Annotated in this window: 15 protein-coding genes; 8 read left to right on the forward strand and 7 right to left on the reverse strand. The window is 61.2% G+C overall.

From position 1 onward, the window contains the following. Window positions 1–139: 139 nt before the first annotated feature. The 3 genes from RGM2987_RS26625 to RGM2987_RS26635 form a co-directional block, all read right to left on the reverse strand. The gene (locus RGM2987_RS26625) at window positions 140–640 is read right to left on the reverse strand and encodes a GNAT family N-acetyltransferase (RefSeq protein ID WP_245145842.1); all 501 of its coding nucleotides are present in this window, start codon (window positions 638–640) and stop codon (window positions 140–142) included. Between the two features lie 834 nt (window positions 641–1,474). After that, window positions 1,475–2,713: a saccharopine dehydrogenase family protein gene (locus tag RGM2987_RS26630; protein WP_245146159.1), complete on the reverse strand. Its 1,239-nt coding sequence runs from the start codon at window positions 2,711–2,713 to the stop codon at window positions 1,475–1,477. Between the two features lie 25 nt (window positions 2,714–2,738). Then, on the reverse strand, window positions 2,739–3,836 hold the full coding sequence (locus RGM2987_RS26635; RefSeq protein WP_245145843.1) for a carboxynorspermidine decarboxylase: 1,098 nt from the start codon (window positions 3,834–3,836) through the stop codon (window positions 2,739–2,741). A 457-nt stretch (window positions 3,837–4,293) separates the two neighbouring features. Between RGM2987_RS26635 and ppk2 the strand changes: the two genes are divergently transcribed. Both ppk2 and RGM2987_RS26645 read left to right on the forward strand, forming a co-directional pair. Then, window positions 4,294–5,211 (forward strand): polyphosphate kinase 2, encoded by a 918-nt coding sequence (gene ppk2, locus RGM2987_RS26640; protein WP_245145844.1) that lies wholly within the window; start codon window positions 4,294–4,296, stop codon window positions 5,209–5,211. Window positions 5,212–5,258: 47 nt separating this feature from the next. Next, on the forward strand, window positions 5,259–6,878 hold the full coding sequence (locus tag RGM2987_RS26645; protein WP_245145845.1) for an inorganic phosphate transporter: 1,620 nt from the start codon (window positions 5,259–5,261) through the stop codon (window positions 6,876–6,878). Window positions 6,879–6,902: 24 nt separating this feature from the next. Here the strand turns inward: RGM2987_RS26645 and RGM2987_RS26650 are convergent, their stop codons facing one another. Continuing rightward, the gene (locus tag RGM2987_RS26650) at window positions 6,903–7,559 is read right to left on the reverse strand and encodes an NAD(P)-binding domain-containing protein (protein WP_245145846.1); all 657 of its coding nucleotides are present in this window, start codon (window positions 7,557–7,559) and stop codon (window positions 6,903–6,905) included. 38 nt (window positions 7,560–7,597) lie between these two features. After that, window positions 7,598–8,356 carry an SDR family oxidoreductase gene (locus tag RGM2987_RS26655; protein WP_245145847.1) on the reverse strand — a complete coding sequence of 253 codons (759 nt, stop codon included), beginning with the start codon at window positions 8,354–8,356 and terminating at the stop codon, window positions 7,598–7,600. A 153-nt stretch (window positions 8,357–8,509) separates the two neighbouring features. Here RGM2987_RS26655 and RGM2987_RS26660 point away from each other — a divergent pair, with 153 nt between their 5' ends. Then, a complete protein-coding gene (locus RGM2987_RS26660) occupies window positions 8,510–9,121 on the forward strand; it encodes a TetR/AcrR family transcriptional regulator (protein ID WP_245145848.1) in 612 nt (203 codons plus the stop codon). A gap of 15 nt (window positions 9,122–9,136) precedes the next feature. On the opposite strand, the gene RGM2987_RS26665 is transcribed toward RGM2987_RS26660, so the two are convergent. Continuing rightward, a complete protein-coding gene (locus RGM2987_RS26665) occupies window positions 9,137–10,060 on the reverse strand; it encodes a LysR family transcriptional regulator (protein ID WP_245145849.1) in 924 nt (307 codons plus the stop codon). Between the two features lie 117 nt (window positions 10,061–10,177). On the opposite strand from RGM2987_RS26665, the gene RGM2987_RS26670 reads away from it, so the two are divergent. The 5 genes from RGM2987_RS26670 to yghU all read left to right on the forward strand — a co-directional run bounded on the left by RGM2987_RS26670 (window position 10,178) and on the right by yghU (window position 15,071). Then, window positions 10,178–11,173 (forward strand): aldo/keto reductase, encoded by a 996-nt coding sequence (locus tag RGM2987_RS26670; protein WP_245145850.1) that lies wholly within the window; start codon window positions 10,178–10,180, stop codon window positions 11,171–11,173. Between the two features lie 114 nt (window positions 11,174–11,287). After that, on the forward strand, window positions 11,288–12,046 hold the full coding sequence (locus RGM2987_RS26675) for a transporter substrate-binding domain-containing protein (protein ID WP_245145851.1): 759 nt from the start codon (window positions 11,288–11,290) through the stop codon (window positions 12,044–12,046). A gap of 1 nt (window position 12,047) precedes the next feature. Continuing rightward, window positions 12,048–13,391 carry a diguanylate cyclase gene (locus RGM2987_RS26680; protein WP_245145852.1) on the forward strand — a complete coding sequence of 448 codons (1,344 nt, stop codon included), beginning with the start codon at window positions 12,048–12,050 and terminating at the stop codon, window positions 13,389–13,391. A gap of 24 nt (window positions 13,392–13,415) precedes the next feature. Continuing rightward, window positions 13,416–14,150, forward strand: coding sequence for a transporter substrate-binding domain-containing protein (locus RGM2987_RS26685; protein ID WP_245145853.1), 735 nt, complete (start codon window positions 13,416–13,418; stop codon window positions 14,148–14,150). Window positions 14,151–14,231: 81 nt separating this feature from the next. Next, a complete protein-coding gene (yghU, locus tag RGM2987_RS26690; RefSeq protein ID WP_245145854.1) occupies window positions 14,232–15,071 on the forward strand; it encodes a glutathione-dependent disulfide-bond oxidoreductase in 840 nt (279 codons plus the stop codon). A gap of 189 nt (window positions 15,072–15,260) precedes the next feature. Here yghU and RGM2987_RS26695 read toward each other — a convergent pair whose 3' ends face one another. Then, window positions 15,261–17,222: a methyl-accepting chemotaxis protein gene (locus tag RGM2987_RS26695; RefSeq protein ID WP_245145855.1), complete on the reverse strand. Its 1,962-nt coding sequence runs from the start codon at window positions 17,220–17,222 to the stop codon at window positions 15,261–15,263. Window positions 17,223–17,562: the final 340 nt, after the last annotated feature.

Raw genomic sequence — 17,562 nt, forward strand, 5'->3', positions numbered from 1 at the left:
AGCGTGCCAAGGCATTACTGCCGCAGGTGTACTCGGTTGAAAGAAAGCTTGGGGGTGACCCACCACAAACCGGCCCCTTCGGAGAGTCACTATCGGGTCAATATCGAGACAATGGGACTACCGCAAAGGCCATTACATGTCAGAGCGCAAGCACGAAACGGCACTCGCCTCTGGACGTATTGCCGTTGGATAGCTGCTCAGGCACGAACCCGCACCGCTCAACGACCTTTCTCGAACCCGCGTTGCCCTGATACACATACGCCACCAACTGTGTCAGCCCCCAGCGCTTGCGCGCTTCTTCGATCAGACGCTTCAAGGCCAGCGTTGCCAACCCCTGCCCGCAGACGCCTTGATCTATCCGGTAGCCCACTTCCGCCGAGCCCTGCGGTGAGTTGATGCTTTTCAGGTTTGCCCGACCGACGATTCTTTCGCGGCAATCCTCGATCACAAACGGGTGCCAGGTCTGGGCGGCGAAATCAGCCAGGTAGCTTTCGATATGCTCTGTGACGCCTTCAAGCGAATAGAACGAAGGGTCCCGAGGGTCGATGTGGGATTCGAACCAGGTGCGGTTATCGGCTTCGAATGCCAGTAGTGCTTGGGCATCGGTCAATTTCAATTCGCGAATATTGATGGGTTGCACTGATGACCTCTCCTTGGGTTCCGGTGGCAATCGTAAGGGCGAATGTGGGTTATGGAAACAGTCGGCATCTCATCGGCTGATCCACCGCCATCGCGAGCAAGCCCGCTCCCACAGGGGGTTTGGGGCGGATGCGGAATCTGTATGCACACCCAGATCACTGTGGGAGCGAGCCTGCTCGCGATGGCGGTGGGTCAGCCAAGCAGATGTTGATTGGACCGCCGCTTTCGCGGGTAAACCCGCTCCCACAGGGGGGTTGTGGCGGATGCGGAATCTGTATGCACACCCAGATCACTGTAGGAGCGGGCTTGCTCGCGAAGGCGGTGGGTCAGCTGAGCAGATGTTGAATGGACCGTCGCTTTCGCGGGTAAACCCGCTCCCACAGGGGGTTTGTGGCGGGTACAGAGTTTGTATGCACATCAAGATCATTGTGGGAGCGGGCTTGCTCGCGAAGGCGGTGGGTCAGCCAAGAAGATGTTGCATGGACCGCCGCTTTCGCGGGTAAACCCGCTCCCACAGGGGGGTTGTGGCAGGTGCAGAGTTTGTATGCACATCAAGATCATTGTGGGAGCGGGCTTGCTCGCGAAGGCGGTGGGTCAGCCAAGCAGATGTTGAATGGACCGCCGCTTTCGCGGGTAAACCCGCTCCCACAGGGGGTTTGTGGCGGATGCGGAATTTGGATACAGACCATGATCACTGTGGGAGCGAGCCTGCTCGCGATGGCGGTGGGTCAGAGTCAGCCATAACGAAAAATGCCCCGTACCTTTCGATACGGGGCATTTTTTCTGCGGTTTGCCAGGTCTTCACGCTGACGGCAAACCGTTCGGCGTCAACTTATCAGCCGTTCCAGGGGCGGTCGCCCTGCTCGTCCTTGATACGCGTCGGCAGGCCCATCACGTCCAGCGCCTGGAGAAACGGCTCGGCTGGCAGTTCCTCGACGTTGACCATGCGCTGCACGTCCCACTCGCCACGGGCCACCAACAGGGCGGCGGCGACTGGCGGTACGCCGGCGGTGTAGGAGATGCCCTGGCTGTCGGTTTCGGCGTAGGCCTCTTCGTGGTCGGCCACGTTGTAGATGAACATCTCGCGTGGCTGGCCGTCCTTGACACCCTTGACCAGGTCACCGATGCAGGTCTTGCCGGTGTAGCCCGGCGCCAGCGAGCTCGGGTCCGGCAGCACGGCCTTGACCACTTTCAGCGGTACGACTTCCAGGCCTTCGGCGGTCTTGACCGGTTGCTCGGAGAGCAGGCCGAGGTTACGCAGGACGGTGAACACATTGATGTAGTGCTCGCCAAAGCTCATCCAGAAGCGCACGTTTGGCACGTCGAGGTTCTTCGACAGCGAGTGCACTTCGTCATGGCCGGTCAGGTACAAATTTTGCGAGCCCACGACCGGCAGGTCGTCGGTGCGCTTGACTTCGAACATGGTGTTGCTGGTCCACTGGCTGTCCTGCCAGCTCCACACCTGTCCGGTGAATTCACGGAAATTGATTTCAGGATCGAAATTGGTGGCGAAATATTTGCCGTGCGAACCGGCATTGACGTCGAGAATGTCGATCGAATCAATGCGGTCGAAATGCTGTTGCTGGGCCAGTGCCGCATAGGCATTGACCACGCCCGGGTCGAAGCCCACGCCGAGGATGGCGGTGATGTTCTTCTCCTGGCACTCCTGCAGATGCTTCCACTCGTAGTTGCCGTACCAGGGCGGCGTTTCGCAGACCTTGCCCGGTTCTTCGTGGATGGCGGTGTCCAGGTAGGCCACGCCGGTATCGATGCAGGCACGCAGCACCGACATATTGAGGAAAGCGGAGCCGACGTTGATGACGATCTGCGACTCGGTCTCGCGAATCAGCGCCTTGGTCGCTTCGACATCCAGCGCATTGAGCGCAAAGGCCTTGATGTCGGCGGGCTGCTTGAGGCTACCCTTGGCCTTGACGCTGTCGATGATGGCCTGGCATTTGGAGATGTTGCGCGACGCGATAGCAATACGACCGAGTTCGTCGTTGTGCTGCGCGCACTTGTGGGCCACCACCTTGGCGACACCTCCTGCACCAATGATAAGTACGTTCTTCTTCAATTTCTTCAAGTCTCCTTCCGCCAGCTCAAGAGAGGCTGGACAGATAGTCGTCGTAAACAAATTCGCGAACCACTTCGACGCTGCCGTCGAGCTGCTTCACTACGATGGACGGCATTTTCAGGCCGTTGAACCAGTTCTTCTTGACCATGGTGTAGCCCGCTGCGTCGATGAACGACAGCCGATCGCCGATGGACAGCGGACGATCGAATTGATATTCGCCGAAGATGTCTCCGGCCAGGCACGACTTGCCGCAAATCATATAGGTGTGCTCGCCCTCGCTCGGCGCCAGCTTGGCGTTCAGGCGATAGATCAGCAGATCGAGCATGTGCGCCTCGATGGAGCTGTCCACCACGGCCAGGTGCTTGCCGTTGTAGAGGGTGTCGAGCACGGTGACTTCCAGCGATGCGCTCTGGGTGATCGCCGCTTCGCCCGGCTCCAGGTAGACCTGCACGCCGTATTTCTGCGAAAACGCCTTGAGACGCGCGCAGAATGCGTCCAATGCATAGCCTTCGCCGGTGAAATGGATGCCGCCACCAAGGCTGACCCACTCGACCTTATGTAACAGGTGACCAAAGCGCTCTTCGATAGTGCCCAGCATCTGGTCGAACAGACCGAAGTCGCCGTTCTCGCAGTTGTTGTGGAACATGAACCCGGAGATCTGCTCGATGACCTGCTCGACCTTTACCGGGTCCCATTCGCCCAGGCGGCTGAACGGACGCGCCGGGTCGGCCAGCAGGTAGTCCGAACTGCTCACTTGCGGGTTGACCCGCAAGCCACGAACCTTGCCCGCCGACGCCTCGGCGTAGCGCTGCAACTGGCCGATGGAGTTGAAGATGATCTTGTCGCAGTTGGCGAGCATGTCCTCGATCTCATCGTCGGCCCAGGCCACGCTGTAGGCATGGGTCTCGCCGGCGAACTTCTGCCGACCGAGCTTGAGCTCATAGAGCGACGACGAAGTGGTGCCGTCCATGTACTGCTGCATCAGGTCGAACACCGACCAGGTGGCGAAGCACTTGAGCGCCAGCAAGGCCTTGGCCCCGGACTGCTCACGCACATAGGCGATCTTCTGCATGTTCGCCAGCAGCTTCTGTTTGTCGATGAGGTAGTACGGCGTTTTGATCATTTTCGCGGCCTCCGGCAAGGCGAGCCAAAAAAGGATGCGCATTGTGCCTTCACTGACTGCATATCGAAAGAGCGAAAAGCCCCGTTCGAGTAATCATCCTGATCCGCGCTGAAGCTTCCGATAACCGGTTTACCCGTTGTTCTATAAAGGAAATGGTTCACGACCTGACGATAAGGAAACGCCCAAGAGGTGCCGATGCCCGACGTTGAGCGCTCGCCGACCACGCACATCGGGAAGCAGCCACCAGCGTGGCCACCGAGCTTGCCATGGCGCTGATGACACCTGGATGACATTTTTATGCGCTTGAGCGGCCGCCGCATAAAAGCGGATCTTGCAGGCATCGTCCTGCATAAAACGTTTTAGTGATAACAAATGACATGAAGGGAAGATGACCGTCACCACTATGTAACAAATTGCAACTAGCGTAGACAGCGCCTCCACGACGCGAGTTGCCAAGATGCTTTCAACCCAGGACACCTTGATCCAACGCATTCACCGCGAGCTGCTCGATCACGGTGATGAGGAGCTTGAACTGGAATTGGCCGAGGACGGCCATGACCTCAGTGCGTTGTTCGATGAGCAGGCACCGGAAGGCAGCGAGAAGGAAAATCGCCGCCGGTATTTCAGCGAACTGTTTCGTCTCCAGGGCGAACTGGTGAAGCTGCAAAGCTGGGTGGTCAAGACCGGGCACAAGGTGGTGATCCTGTTCGAAGGCCGCGACGCCGCCGGCAAGGGTGGGGTGATCAAGCGCATCACCCAGCGCCTCAATCCGCGGGTGTGTCGGGTCGCCGCCCTGCCCGCCCCCAACGACCGCGAACGCACGCAGTGGTACTTCCAGCGCTACGTCTCGCATCTTCCGGCCGCCGGTGAAATCGTGTTGTTCGACCGCAGTTGGTACAACCGTGCCGGGGTCGAGCAGGTCATGGGGTTCTGCACTGACGACCAGTACGAAGAGTTTTTCCGCACCGTGCCGGAGTTCGAGCGGATGCTCGCCCGCTCCGGCATCCAGTTGATCAAGTACTGGTTCTCGATTTCCGACCAGGAACAACACTTGCGCTTTCTCAGCCGCATTCACGATCCGCTCAAACAATGGAAGCTCAGCCCCATGGACCTGGAGTCCCGTCGACGCTGGGAGGCGTACACCAAGGCCAAGGAAATCATGCTCGAACGCACCCACATCGCCGAGGCCCCGTGGTGGGTGGTGCAAGCCGATGACAAGAAAAAAGCCCGACTCAACTGCATCCACCATCTGCTTGGGCAAATGCCCTATGAAGAAGTCGAACTGCCGGCCATCGAGCTGCCGCAGCGGGTGCGACAGGAGGATTACAGCCGTAGTCCGACGCCACCGGAGCTGATCGTGCCGCAGATTTATTGAGGCCCGCCGCAAGCGCCCCCCACCGTCCCAATGAACCGGATTTCATCATGACAAACCCGACCCTGGCCATGGACTCAGCGAGTCCAGTCGCCCACAGCACAAGACCACAACTCCACCGCAAGCCAAGCGTGCTCACCCTGGTGGTGTTCTTCGCCGTGCTGGGCAGCGGATTGCTGTTCACCGCCTACAGCCTGATGCACGACATGAACGAACTCGGCACGGTGGTGACCACCTGGACGCCGTTCCTGCTCCTGGGCGTGGCGCTGCTGATCGCCCTCGGTTTCGAGTTCGTCAACGGCTTCCACGACACCGCCAACGCGGTGGCCACGGTTATCTACACCAACTCCATGGCGCCGAACCTTGCGGTGGCCTGGTCGGGGTTCTTCAACTTCCTGGGGGTGCTGCTGTCCAGCGGTGCGGTGGCCTTCGGCATCATCGCCCTGCTGCCGGTGGAACTGATCCTGCAGGTCGGCTCCTCCGCCGGTTTCGCCATGATCTTCGCCCTGCTGATCGCCGCCATCCTGTGGAACCTCGGCACCTGGTGGCTGGGCTTGCCGGCGTCTTCGTCCCACACCCTGATTGGCTCGATCATCGGCGTCGGCGTCGCCAATGCCCTGATGCACGGTCGCGACGGCACCAGTGGCGTGGACTGGGTCCAGGCGAGCAAGATCGGCTACGCGTTGCTGTTGTCGCCGCTGGTGGGCTTCGGCTGCGCCGCGTTGCTACTGCTGGCGCTGCGGGCCTTCGTCAAGAATCGTTCGCTGTACAAAGCCCCTGAAGGGAATACCCCGCCGCCCTGGTGGATTCGCGGCATGCTGATCCTGACCTGCACCGGCGTGTCGTTCGCCCACGGTTCCAACGACGGCCAGAAAGGCATGGGCCTGATCATGTTGATCCTGGTCGGCACCCTGCCGATGGCGTACGCGCTGAACCGCACCATGCCGGCCGACCAGGCCCTGCAGTTCGCTGCGGTGGCGCAAGTCACCCAGCAAGCCCTGGTAAAAAATTCACCGCAGCCAGCGCCGGCCGATCCGCGTGCGGTGCTGTCCAGCTTCGTCAGCAGCAAGCAGGCCACGCCGCAGTTGGTGCCGGCCCTGGCTGCGCTGACCGGCAGCATCGGCGCCGAGGTCAAGGGCTACGGCTCTCTCGCCAAGGTGCCCGCCGAAGCCGTGGGCAACGTGCGTAACGACATGTACCTGACCAGCGAAACCATTCGCCTGATGGACAAGAACAAAGTCGGCAACTTCGACGCTGACACCAGCGGCAAGCTGCAACTGTTCAAGCAACAGATCGACGCCTCCACGCGGTTCATTCCGTTGTGGGTGAAGATCGCGGTGGCCATCGCTCTCGGCCTGGGCACCATGGTCGGCTGGAAACGCATCGTAGTGACGGTGGGTGAAAAAATCGGCAAGAGCCACCTGACCTACGCCCAAGGCGCATCGGCGGAAACCGTGGCGATGATGACCATTGGCGCGGCCGACATGTTCGGCTTGCCGGTCTCCACCACCCACGTACTGTCCTCCGGCGTGGCCGGGACCATGGTCGCCAATGGCTCCGGCTTGCAGATGCGCACGATCCGCAACCTGCTGATGGCCTGGGTCCTGACACTGCCTGCGGCGATCCTGTTGTCCGGGAGTCTGTACTGGTTGTTTACCAAACTGTTTTGACCCCTCCTGCACCAAGGTCCTGTGTCAACGGGGCCCTGGGTTCTTGGCGACAGCCCCGGCAAGATTGGCCGCCAATTCGAGCCGGGGCTGGCGCTCCTGCTTCCAAGCGGGCTGACCGGGCGCGCTGCGCCACGATTCGCTCAGCGGACTGTTGTCGACGGTGTCGAAACCGAACTGGTCATACAGCCGCGTCACCCATTGCACCGCCTCGGGAAAATCACTGGAAACCGACAGAGCCAGGCGCTCGGGTGAACCTGCGGGCCTGCCCCAGGTGTTGATCCTGAGCGCCTGGATATGGGTAAAGGCCTTCACCACCTTGGAGGTTGGGAGGTGCTCCTGGCGAAGCTCGTGAACGGTCTTTTCACCCGAATCAATAACTGGGATATGGCCGTCACGCCAAACCATGTAGTTGTTCGTGTCGATCACCACCTTGCCCGCCAGCGCCGCCACCGGCATGTCGTTGATGACCTTGAGCGGGACGGCCACGACGACGATATCGCCCGCCGCCGCAGCTCCTTCTGCCGTGGCGGCACGCGCCGAGGGGCCCAGTGTCTCAACCAGCTCACTCAAGGTGTCAGGCCCCCGCGAATTGGCGATGACCACCTGATATCCGTTCGCGATAGCGGCGCGCGCGATATTGCTGCCGACTTCGCCCGCGCCGATGATGCCGATCGTGACCATGCGTCAGTTACCTCCAGATTCTGGTTGAGACACGCAGCTCAGATGCTCAGGCCGCCGGCCACATCGATGGCACTGCCGGTGATATAGCCTGCGCTCGGTCCAGCCAGGAAGCAGACCGTGGCCGCCACCTCTTCGAGCGTCGCGATCCGGCGGATCGGGTGCAGGTCAAGGAGCGCCTCGGGCACGCCATCGCCCAATACTTGCGCGGCCATGTCGGTCGGCATGACACCCGGCTGGACGACGTTGACCGTGATATTGCGCGCGCCCAGGTCCCGGGCGACCCCCTTGGCGTAACCAGCGATAGCGGCCTTGGTCCCGGCGTAGTCGGCAGCGCCAGCAAAGGGGACATGCCCACCCAAGAGCGAACCGATGAAGATGATCCGCCCCGCGTCCGACAATACCGGAGCAGCCGCGCGCGTGGTTGCCACTGCGCCCATGACGTTGATTTGCCACTGGCGATCAAGGTTGATCGTATCGAGGTCAGGGTCGTCTACCGTTCTGCCCTGTACCGCAATCGCGGCATTGTTCACCAGGATGTCGAGCTTGCCGAAATGCGCGATCACGCTGTCAATCAACGGCTCGGCCGCCGCCATGTCTGCCTGGTCACTCTGGATCGCCAGCGCCCGGACGCCTTTGGCCTTGAGCATTTCGACCACAGCCTGGGCCTTCTCGCTCGACGCGACGTAGCTGATCGCCACGTCCGCCCCCAAGTTTCCAAGCGCCTGGGCCAAGTGGGCACCGAGCCCACGGGAGCCGCCGGTTACGAGGGCGACTTTGCCTGCCAATGGTTTTTCCATGGGTAAATCCTCTTGATTGAATGCCTGAACGTGTCCGTTTCTGTAGATCAACGGAAACCATAACGACCGTTAACGTAACGAACAGTACGAATTTGGACAGCTGCCGTCAACCGGTTTAATATCGGTCGTTATGAAATTTACAGAGGTGATCAGATGGGCCGTCAACGCGAGTTCGATGTGGATACGGCGCTGGACGCGGCGCTTTGCGTGTTCTGGCGCAAAGGCTATGAAGGCGCGTCCTACACCGACCTGACCCAGGCCACGGGCGTCGAGCGTCCGGCGCTGTACTCCGCGTTCGGCAACAAGGAGGCGTTGTTCCGCCGTGTGCTTGAGCGCTATTACGAGCGCTACCTGGATTTCTTCCCGGCAGCGCTTGAGCAACCCACCTCCCGAGAGGTGGCGGCGCACATTCTGCGTGGAGCTGTCGAAGCCACTACCCGTTACCCGGACCGCAAGGGCTGCCTGGGCGTCCAAGGTGCCTTGGCCGGTTCGGACGATGCCGAGCCCATCCGACTGGCCCTGATCGATGCACGCGCGGCGGGGGAAGCATCGCTGCGTGAACGCCTGGAACAGGCGAAGGCGGATGGCGACCTGCCACAAACCGCCAACTGCGCGGCGCTTGCAGCATTTGTCATGGCGATGACCCACGGCATGGCGGTTCAGGCCAAGGCGGGCTTCAGTCGCGAGATCCTCGAAGCGGTCGTCGAACAGGCATTATCGACTTGGCCCTCCAGACCGCAGGATGACGCTTCGGAGCGAGAATGAGCTCAGCATCGGGCTCTACACCCTCGCCATCAACGCCCCCTGCCCGTCCGCCACGCCATGCAACAGCTCGATCAGCCAATCGATAAACACCCGCACCCGTGGCGACAGCTGTCGATGGGGCGGGTACACCGCCGAGATCGGCCAGGACGGCACGCCGTAGTCGTCCAGCACCGGAATCAGCCTGCCCTCGGCCAGCTGCCGTTGCACGTGATAGCGCGGCACCTGGATCAAGCCCAATCCCGCTTCGGCCGCGGCCACGTAGGCGTCGGCATTGTTGACCGTCAACGCGCCGGACAGCTGCCACTCGCGCACCTGCCCCGCCACCTCGAATTCGAACGGAAAAAAGCGTCCGTTGCCGGACGAAAACTGGATGACGCGATGGGCCGCCAGGTCCTCGAGGTGCTGAAGCTTGCCCGAGCGCGCCAGGTAATCGGGGCTGGCGCAGGTCAGCTGATGCAGTTTTACAATCGGCCGCGCCACCAGTGCTTGATCGACGATTGCGCCGGCGCGGATCGCACAATCGACGCCCTCGCGTTGCAGATGAACCTGACGATCATGAAAGCCGAGGTCCAACTGCAACGCTGGATAGCGGCGATAGAACTCAGGCAGGCGTGGCACGATCCAGGCGCAACCGAAGGCAATGGGCATGTCCACTTTCAACGTGCCGCGAGGCTGGCTGCGCTGCGCCGAGAGCGAGCTTTCCAGGTCGTCGAGATCGTCGAGCAATTGGCCGCTGCGCTGGTAATACGCCTCACCATCGAGCGTTGCCCGCACCTGACGCGTGGTGCGTTGCAGCAATTGCACACCGAGGTGAGCTTCCAACTGCTGGATCAACAGGCTGACGGTCGCCCGGGGCAGCCCCAGATCATCAGCCGCCTTGCCGAAACCGCCCAGCTCGACGATGCGCCTGAACACCTGCATGGCCTGTAATCGATCCATTCTCTTGAATCCTACTATTTAGATATCACGAATAGTTAAACCAATAATCGCGGGTTTATCCAGAAAAGAGCTTGATGGAGACTGATCGGGTATTCAATCAACTCAGGAGTTACCCGCATGAAGACCCGCCAACTCGGCCATCATGGCCCACGCGTCAGCTCCATCGGCCTGGGCTGCATGGGCATGTCGGATTTCTACACCACCGGCGTGGATGGGCGCGAAGCCGTCGCCACGCTCCACCGTGCCCTGGAACTGGGCGTGACGCTGTTCGACACAGCCGACATGTACGGCCCCCACACCAACGAAGAACTCCTCGGGCGAGCCCTGCGCGGCAAGCGTGACGGTATTTACCTGGCAAGCAAGTTCGGCCTGGTGCGCAGCAGCGATCCCCATGCCCGAGGCGTCAATGGCCGCCCCGAGTACGTCAGGCAGGCGATTGACGGCAGCCTCAAGCGTCTGGAGACCGACTATCTGGACCTCTATTACCAGCATCGTATCGACCCTGAAGTGCCCGTCGAGGAAACCATTGGCGCCATGGCGGAATTGGTCAAGGCCGGCAAGGTCCGCCACATCGGCATTTCCGAAGCCAGCGCCCAGACCATCCAGCGGGCACACGCCGTGCATCCGCTGGCGGCCGTGCAAAGCGAATACTCGTTGTGGTCTCGCGATCCGGAACACAATGGCGTGCTCGACACCTGCCGGCGCCTGGGCATTGCGTTCGTCGCATACAGCCCGCTGGGTCGCGGTTTCCTGACCGGCGCGTTGAAGTCGGCCCAGGATTTTGCCGCCGATGACTATCGCCGCTCCAACCCACGCTTCGAGGCCGACAATTTCAATCGCAACCTGGCGCTGGTGGAACGGGTCAAGGCGCTGGCCGCCGCCAAGGGCCTCAGCGCCTCCCAACTGGCCCTGGGCTGGGTCCTGGCCCAAGGTGAACACATCATTCCGATCCCCGGCACCAAGCAGCGCCACTATCTGGAAAGCAACGTGGCTGCCATCGGGGTCGAGTTGAGCTTGGGAGAGTTGGCGCAGCTCGATGAAATATTCATTGGCGAAGGCGCGGTAGCCGGTGACCGCTACCACGCCCAGACGATGTCACTGCTCGACGGCTAGACCGTTGGGCGGCGATCGCGGTCCAGGCTCAAGCAGCGGACAGCCCAGCCGATAACCTTATGAATGGCGGCCTCGAGCCTTGCCGAGGTACAGGTTGCATAGGGTTATTTATCGATGGGTTCGCTGCTTGATCGCCTCCTGATGTGGGGCCTGCTGATGCTCCTCGCCGCCAGCACCTGTGCGGCGCAGGTGCCATTGCGCATCGTGACCGAGGAACTGCCGCCATTTAACATGACCCAGGACGGTAAAGTGACGGGCATGAGCACCGAAGTCGTGCAGGCCGTCCTCAAGGAGATCGGCGAGGAGGCACCGATCCAGCCCATGCCTTGGGCGCGGGCGTACGAGCTGGCGCTTAACGAGAGCAATGTGCTGATCTATTCCATCGTCCGCACACCTGAGCGCGAATCGCTTTTCCACTGGGTCGGGGCCATCGCCTCGACCCAGTGGTACCTCTACTCGCTGGCCGACCGCCCGGTGATTCTCAACTCCCTGGCCGATGCCCACGGTCACCAGATCGCCACGGTCAATCAGGACGTGGGTGAGCAATACCTGGTTTCCAAGGGTTTTCGCATCGGCGAGGAGTTGCAATCGAGCACCCGCTACGAGCACAACTACCGCAAGCTCAAGGTCGACCACGTGGAGATGTGGATTTCCAACGAACTCAATGCGCTGTACCTGACCCGCCAGAATGGCGAGGACCCGGACAAAGTACTGATCCGCTCACTGCCGCTGCCCGAATTGAGCCGTGCAGACGGCTTCTACATGGCGTTCAGCCGCAAGACCCCGATCGAGACGGTCGAAAAGTTCCGCGCCGGCTTGGAGGCCATCCGTCACAATGGCGTCTACGATGCCATCGTGCGCAAGTGGTTGTGACATGGACGGACGCCTGCGGGGTGACACTTCCCAGCAACCACAGACCAAGGCTTTCAGCTCCCTGGGGCGGCGCCTGGTCTTTGCCACGCTGGTGTTTTGCCTGGTCTTTACCCTGGCCATGGTCACATTGCGGACCTGGCTGGCCTGGGAAAGCAACCTGTCGGAAATGAACTCGGAACTGGCCCTGATCGACCAGGTGTTCCAGAACACCCTGGCCCACGCGATCTGGGAAATGGACCGCGAATCCCTGAACCAGCAGGTCACCAGCGTGGCAAGCGCCGCGCCGGTGGGGCGTGTGGTATTGAATATCCTGCGCCCGGGCCAGTTACCGGAAATCATCGAACTCAATCGATACGCGGCCGGTCAATCCGGCGTGGCGCCGGTGCTGCATCGCCAGCTGGTCGCGCAACCCTACGCCGGCGCCCACGAAAAAGTCGGGGAGTTGATCATCGAAGGCGATAACCAGCTGCTCTGGGAACGCCTCTGGGGCGAAGCGCGCAGCATCGTCATCACCCAGGTGATCCAGTCGTTGCTGCTGGCCGGGTTGGTCATGACCATGTTCAACCGACTGGTGACGGTACACGTGGTGCACATCGCCCGCCACCTGGGGCAACTCGCGCCGCAGACCCTATCGCGCCACCTCAAGCTGCAACGCGCTGCGAATCGCCAGGATGAACTGAGCCTGCTCGAAGCCCAGGTCAATGAATTGCAGGACAATCTCAATGCCCACCTGGCGCGCCAGCATTCGGATGAGCTGGCCATCGCCGCCAGCCGCGACCAGTTGGCCGAACTGGTCGAGGCGCGCACCGCCGAACTCAAGGCAGCCAACCAGTCCCTGGAAGCGTTGTCGCGTCACGACGCCTTGACCGGCCTGGCGAACCGGCGCTATTTCGACGAATTGAAGGAAATCGAATTCCGCCGGGCAATCCGCCACAAGACCCCGCTGGCCGTGCTCATGTGCGATGTCGATTTCTTCAAGATCTACAACGACACCTACGGCCACATGCAGGGCGACGAGTGCTTGAAGCAGATCGCCGAAACCTTGCGTAGCGTGTTCGGCCGCTCCGGCGAAGTCACCGCCCGCGTCGGGGGTGAGGAGTTCGTCGTGGTGCTGCCCAACGTTGACGCCGGGCAGGCTTGCGAAGCGGCCCAGCGGGTCCGGGCGTCCCTGGCCGAGCGTGAGCTGCCCCACAGCGGTTCCCAAGTGTCGCCCTTCGTCACCCTGAGCATTGGAGTGGCCGTGCTTGACCCGGACACCATGGACCACTTCGACCAACTGCTGCAACGCGCCGACCAGGCGTTGTACCGGGCCAAACACCAGGGGCGCAACCGCGTTGCCCTGTAAACCACCGCATGCCTCGAGGTCTGTATGCACGATCGTCTGACACTCTGTTCATGCTTGTTCCTGGCCATGATCTGCCTCAAGAGCCAGGCCGAGACGGTCGAAGTCGTGACCGAAGACTCCTTGTACGCGTTTTTGCGTGAAGACAAGGTGGTCGGGCCAGGCACGCGAATCGCCGAGCAAACCCTGAAAAGCGCAGGCCTCGCCGACTTCAGCGTGTCGCTCTACCCGTGGGCCCGGGCCTACGACAAAGCGCTGCATGAACCCAATGTGCTGATTTTCCCCCTGGATCGCACCCCGGCCCGGGAACCGTTGTTCAAATGGGTCGGTGAAATCCAACGGGTGGCGAGCAAGCTCTACAAACTGCGTGGACGCAACGACATCGCCGTCAACAGCCTTGAAGAGGCCAAGCAATACAGCATTGGCGTGGTGCGCAATGACGCCAAACAGATCTACCTGCAAGACCGCGGATTTACCCGGCTGGTGATTTCGGCCAACAACCATGACAATTTCCAGAAACTGTTGAATCAGCAGGTGCAACTGGTGCCGATGCCTGAAAACACCGCGCGCCTGTTGAGCGCCGATGCCCGGATGGATTTCGCTGCGCTGGAAGAAGTCTACATCCTCAACGAGCAGCCCCACCGGGTCTACCTGGCCTTCAGCCTGAGCACGCCGGACGAGGTCGTCGCCAGTGCCCAACGCGCCTTCGAACAGCTCAAGGCTAGTGGTGAAGTGACACGGATCATGGACGAAAAGCGTTAAGCTCTCGGGTCCCGTAGTCCGCTCCGTGCTTGCGCTTCGCGGTCTACCTGCCCCTGACGAGCAAACGACGAGGAACGTCCCATGAGCAAAGCGCCCTATGTTCCACCCAAGGTCTGGAAACATGACGCCCCGTCTGGCGGCCAGTTCGCCAGCATCAATCGCCCGGTCGCCGGGCCGACTCACGACAAGCCGTTGCCCACCGGCAAGCACCCCTTGCAGCTCTATTCGATGGGCACACCCAATGGCGTAAAAGTCACCATCCTGCTGGAAGAGCTGCTGGCGCTGGGTCACGGGGACGCCGAGTACGACGCCTGGCTGATCCGCATCACCGAGGGCGACCAGTTCTCCAGCGGCTTTGTCGAGATCAACCCCAATTCTAAGATCCCGGCGCTGCTGGATCGCAGTGTCGAGCCGCCGGTGCGGGTCTTCGAGTCCGGTTCGATCCTGTTGTACCTGGCGGAAAAATTCGGCGCCTTGCTGCCCAGCGACCTGGCGGGTCGCACCGAAACGTTGAACTGGTTGTTCTGGCAGATGGGCGCGGCGCCCTACCTGGGTGGCGGCTTCGGACATTTCTACGCCTACGCGCCAGAGAAGCTGGAATACCCCATCAACCGCTTCACCATGGAAACCAAGCGCCAACTCGATGTGCTGGATCGCCGTCTTGGCGAAAGCCGCTACCTGGCCGGCGACAGCTACACCATCGCCGACATCGCAGTCTGGCCCTGGTATGGGCAACTGGTGCGCAACAACGTCTACTCGGCAGCCGAGTTCCTTGCAGCACACGAGTACACCCATGTACAGCGCTGGGCCGAAGAAATCGCCAAGCGCCCGGCGGTCATCCGTGGACAGCGGGTCAATCGGACCTGGGGCGACGAGGCAAGCCAGGTGCCGGAGCGGCATGGGGCTGAGGATCTGGGCTGATCCTTTCAGCCAACCACCCATTCCGTGGCGAGGGAGCTTGCTCCCGCTGGGGTGCGAAGCGCCCCTGAAAAAGCCGCCTGCGGTCCCCCTGATATACCAAGGTGCCGGATTTCAGGGCTGCTGCGCAGCCCAGCGGGAGCAAGCTCCCTCGCCACGGAATTTGTTTCTCGCCACACATGCATCACTGCTTCAGGCCACCTTGAAGCGACTCACCAGTTGTTGCTGGTACTCCGCCAGGCGCGCCAGTTCCTGGCTGGTGATTGCGGTCTGCTCGGCGCCGGCGCTCACTTGGATGACCAAATCATTGATCTCGTTCACGTTGCGATTGATGTCTTCAGACACTGCGCTCTGCTCTTCCGCAGCCGAGGCGATCTGGGTGTTGCGGTCGCTGATGCTGGCGACACCCTCGGCGATTTCCACCAACAGCTCACCCGCCCGCTCAACCCTGCTCGCGCCGTCCTGAGCCTTGCCCAGGGTCTGTTGCATGGAAACAGCCGCTCGATCCGAGCCCGCCTGCAGGTTGCTGATCATCTGTTGAATGTTACCCGTGGACTCCTGGGTCTTTTGCGCCAGAGTCCGCACCTCCGAGGCCACCACCGCGAACCCACGACCGTGATCACCGGCGCGCGCCGCTTCGATGGCCGCGTTCAGCGCCAGCAGATTGGTTTGTTCGGCAATGCCACGAATCACGTCCAGTACCGAGGAAATGGCGTCGCTTTCCAGTTTGAGGTCACCGATGATCAACGCCGTTTCCTCGGCCTGCCCGGACAATTGGCGGATCAGGCCGATGGTGCTTTCGATCTCTTCGCGGCCTTGCTCAGTACTGCGATTGACCTGCCGGGACATCTGCGCGGCATCGTTGGTACTCTGCGCCACATCTCGTACGGTCGCGCTCATCTGGTTGATCGCAGTGGCGACCAGCTCGGTGCCCTGGCGCTGCTGTTCGACACTCTGGCTGGTCTGGACCGTAACCGTGGAAGACTCCTCCGCCGCGGTTGCCACCTGGGCCGTGGCATTGCCGATCTCCTGCACAATGGTGCCGATCTCCTGTGCCATGCGATTGAGGTTGTGGGCGATCTGGCCGAATTCGTCCCGGCCCTCATAGCTCGCCCGAGCGGTGAGGTCGCGCAGGGCCAGGCCATTGAGGGCCTGGTTCACGTCCCGCACCGCCAGATCGATCATGCGAATGATCAGATACGAGAGCACCGCAACGGCAACCAGCGCCACGACCACTGCCACAAGCGTCAGCCATAACGCGCGACTTGCCTCATCACGCTCGTGCATCGCCAACCGGCTGACACTCTGGCCCAAGGCTCCTTCCACCTGGCTCATCAGGTCAATGCGTTGCGTGGACACCTCAAACCAGGCTTCCGGCTGGACGGCCAGCGGCTGGCCCAGCGGCACCTCGAAGGCCAGGCGTTGCAACTTGCCCACTTCAACCGCGGCAGGTTCCTGCATCTGCTCATTGAACTGTTGGAGCAAGGCTGGTGGGGCCTTGCGCCGGAATGCGTCGGAGTAAGCCGCGAACTCCCCCAGGTTGCGACTGAAGCGCGACAGTAACGCCTCGTCAAAACGGCCCTGGCTGAATACCAGGCCGAGCACGACCCGCTCACGTCCGGCGCGCTCTTTCATCTCGATAAACTGATTGAGCGCACCGAGTGCACGAACAATGGAGGCGTTATTGATCGTCGCTTCCAAAGAGTGGGTGTAGCCCACAAGGGTCTGGATAATCTCGGTGTAGCGAACACCTGACTCGGTGCTGCTGATACTCAATTTGTCGACCTGGGCACGGATTGCAGGCAGTTCACTCAGTGCGCGCAGCACAGCGTCCAACTGCTCGTTCCCCGGCTGCGCCAGCCCGCGCACCACCTCGACCGAGGCGCTGGAATCCTGGCGCATCCGAGCCATCCGCTCGCCCATGGACTTGCCGTTGCTGCCCAGGAATACCCCGCTGGCACCGCGTTCGCGCTGGAGCGTGGTAATCAGTTGGCTCAACTTCTGTGCCTTGGCGCTGGCGGCCACGGTGGCATCCATATCACGCAGCGTCTTGTAGTTATCGACTACGAAGACGCCAGCCAGCGTCAGAAACCCCAGTAAGGGAAGGAGTAGGATCAGTAAAAGTTTCAGACGTAGCGGTGCATTCTTGAGCATCTGCGTTCAAGCCTCATTCCATTTCAACCCAATGTATTGACGCGTGAACTTGTTATGAGGTGATTGTATCCGCGCTGTTCCTGCCGGGATCTTAGCGCAATATCAAACAGCCATCACCCCCGAATATCGAAGCATTGCCCGCCTCTCGCGGCGCTGGACGGTGAATAGTCATTTGCCTTGATCAGGGTCAACAACAAGCCATTTATGTGCGGCTGCGCCTGACCCAGGATCGTGCGTAGCCCGACTTATTGGCAGGCCGGTTTTGTGGTCTATAGTTCTTGGCAGAACCGCGATTCAAGGCTCGGGCAATCAGGAGCGACACCCCTCGAGCCGCAACCCG

It is taken from the genome of Pseudomonas sp. RGM2987 (assembly GCF_022952855.1).
In the GTDB taxonomy this organism is placed as follows: domain Bacteria; phylum Pseudomonadota; class Gammaproteobacteria; order Pseudomonadales; family Pseudomonadaceae; genus Aquipseudomonas.

What these genes read in the sequence shown, in the direction of transcription:
- RGM2987_RS26635 (WP_245145843.1), bottom strand. Translation starts at nt 3,836, where the DNA reads ATGATCAAAACGCCGTACTACCTCATCGACAAACAGAAGCTGCTGGCG.
- ppk2 (WP_245145844.1), top strand. Translation starts at nt 4,294, where the DNA reads ATGCTTTCAACCCAGGACACCTTGATCCAACGCATTCACCGCGAGCTG.
- RGM2987_RS26645 (WP_245145845.1), top strand. Translation starts at nt 5,259, where the DNA reads ATGACAAACCCGACCCTGGCCATGGACTCAGCGAGTCCAGTCGCCCAC.
- RGM2987_RS26650 (WP_245145846.1), bottom strand. Translation starts at nt 7,559, where the DNA reads ATGGTCACGATCGGCATCATCGGCGCGGGCGAAGTCGGCAGCAATATC.
- RGM2987_RS26655 (WP_245145847.1), bottom strand. Translation starts at nt 8,356, where the DNA reads ATGGAAAAACCATTGGCAGGCAAAGTCGCCCTCGTAACCGGCGGCTCC.
- RGM2987_RS26660 (WP_245145848.1), top strand. Translation starts at nt 8,510, where the DNA reads ATGGGCCGTCAACGCGAGTTCGATGTGGATACGGCGCTGGACGCGGCG.
- RGM2987_RS26665 (WP_245145849.1), bottom strand. Translation starts at nt 10,060, where the DNA reads ATGGATCGATTACAGGCCATGCAGGTGTTCAGGCGCATCGTCGAGCTG.
- RGM2987_RS26670 (WP_245145850.1), top strand. Translation starts at nt 10,178, where the DNA reads ATGAAGACCCGCCAACTCGGCCATCATGGCCCACGCGTCAGCTCCATC.
- RGM2987_RS26675 (WP_245145851.1), top strand. Translation starts at nt 11,288, where the DNA reads ATGGGTTCGCTGCTTGATCGCCTCCTGATGTGGGGCCTGCTGATGCTC.
- RGM2987_RS26680 (WP_245145852.1), top strand. Translation starts at nt 12,048, where the DNA reads ATGGACGGACGCCTGCGGGGTGACACTTCCCAGCAACCACAGACCAAG.
- RGM2987_RS26685 (WP_245145853.1), top strand. Translation starts at nt 13,416, where the DNA reads ATGCACGATCGTCTGACACTCTGTTCATGCTTGTTCCTGGCCATGATC.
- yghU (WP_245145854.1), top strand. Translation starts at nt 14,232, where the DNA reads ATGAGCAAAGCGCCCTATGTTCCACCCAAGGTCTGGAAACATGACGCC.
- RGM2987_RS26695 (WP_245145855.1), bottom strand. Translation starts at nt 17,222, where the DNA reads ATGCTCAAGAATGCACCGCTACGTCTGAAACTTTTACTGATCCTACTC.